Here is a 1,515-nt window from a genome sequence, read left to right as displayed (position 1 = left end):
GTGCGGGAGTATGTCACTTAAAATGACTACACCAGTCTTGTTCAGCACCAATCTATTGGGTTAGCGCAACACCAGGGCTAGAGCAGTCCCTTGGGATCCCGTCTCGACCAACCGCAAGTCCCCCCCGTGGGCCTGCAGGATGCGCCTGGCGATATATAGCCCCAGACCTCCTGAGCCGGTTGGGTAGTGGTGGCCGGCAATGTGAATGGGCTGGGTCACGTAGGGTTGGGCCAACTCTTCTAGGGGAGCCGGCAAGCCGGGGCCATCATCCTGCACCTGGATCTGGTGGGGGCTGACGATTAACACCACCGCATGGCGTGCGTAGCGCAAGGCGTTGTCCACCAGATTCACCAGCGCCCGCTCCAGCTCTGCCTCATCGGCGTTGCCCCACCCTTCTCCTTCGACTCGCAGATCGATCCCCCGCTCCTGGGCCAGGGATCCCATGCGCTCGGCCACCTTTCTGGCCAGGGATCCCAGATCACAAGGCCGAGGATGCAACTCGATCTCTCCCCGCTCCAGGCGGTGAGCCTCCACCATTTTCTGCACCAGAGAGAGATTGTGTTGATTTTCCTGCAGGATGCGATCCAGCAGAGCGCGACGTTGCTCCGGCTCGAGCTGTTGATCCTGTTTAAAGGCGCTCAGCAGGTGCCCAAAGGCGATGAGGGGGGTTTTGAGGTCGTGAACGAGGGTAGCGGTAAAGGCTTCTCGCCGCATTTGATCGATCTGGATCTGGCGCAGCAACTGGGCAAAGGCCTGCCGCAAGATCAGGGCTTCCTGGGGATCCCCGGGGCGGAGCAGCAGATTCCAACGGGCGGGCTGGTTAATCAAGGTTTCCAAATGAGCCAACTCGCGGGCCAGCAGGGTGAGGGGGCGCAAAATCATGGAGGACAGAGCATAGCCCACCACCGCCGACAGCACCGCCAGCAACGGGATCCACAGCAGCAGCAGGAGGATCCCTTCAGTGCTGAACTGCGTGTCGGGCCAGATCCACTGCACCGACAGGATGAAAACCAAGTTGGGGACGAACGAAAGGCTGGCAATGACCAATGCCACCTGGGTGCGCAAGCTGTGGGGAAAGCGGCGGCGCCAAAACTCAAGTAGGCGGAGTAGTTGCTGTTTCAAACTCGGTGTGCTCGCTTTGACAAGACCTGCTTGAATAGTGAACCAACCGTAGGCAAAGAATAAACATCCCCTCACGGTCAAGGCTGAAGAGTTCTTTCCTAGGTCTTAGAATGACCGTTATGTCTTGAGCCACTTCATCCCCATGAATAAAGAAGGATGCCGTAACCCCAGCTTTTAGGATACCCAGCTACCCCATTCTTTAGAGAAGCCGCGCCGTATTCCGGTTGGCAAAGCTGTGGACATCACGGCAAAGAAAGACAGCTTGATCCCCAGGCGTAACCAACGTTGAGCAATCATAGTCGTTTCAGGTTAGGGTGAGGCGCCTGGGCCATTGAGAAAAGCCTTTGGCCGCATGCATTATTGCTCGGCAACGCTGACGCGACGACGCGACCA

At 58.0% G+C, this 1,515-nt stretch carries 1 protein-coding gene; it reads right to left on the bottom strand.

The window, feature by feature from the left end; translation table 11 throughout:
* Positions 1-60: 60 nt before the first annotated feature.
* The gene (locus NW819_RS10515; protein ID WP_414413709.1) at positions 61-1,122 is read right to left on the bottom strand and encodes a sensor histidine kinase; all 1,062 of its coding nucleotides are present in this window, start codon (positions 1,120-1,122) and stop codon (positions 61-63) included.
* Between the last annotated feature and the right edge of the window lie 393 nt (positions 1,123-1,515).

The sequence above is a fragment of the Synechococcus sp. R8-2 genome (assembly GCF_047461715.1).
GTDB lineage: Bacteria > Cyanobacteriota > Cyanobacteriia > Thermostichales > Thermostichaceae > Thermostichus.
The sequence above is the reverse complement of the archived record's forward strand: the minus strand, read 5'-3'. Positions and strand labels throughout refer to the sequence as shown.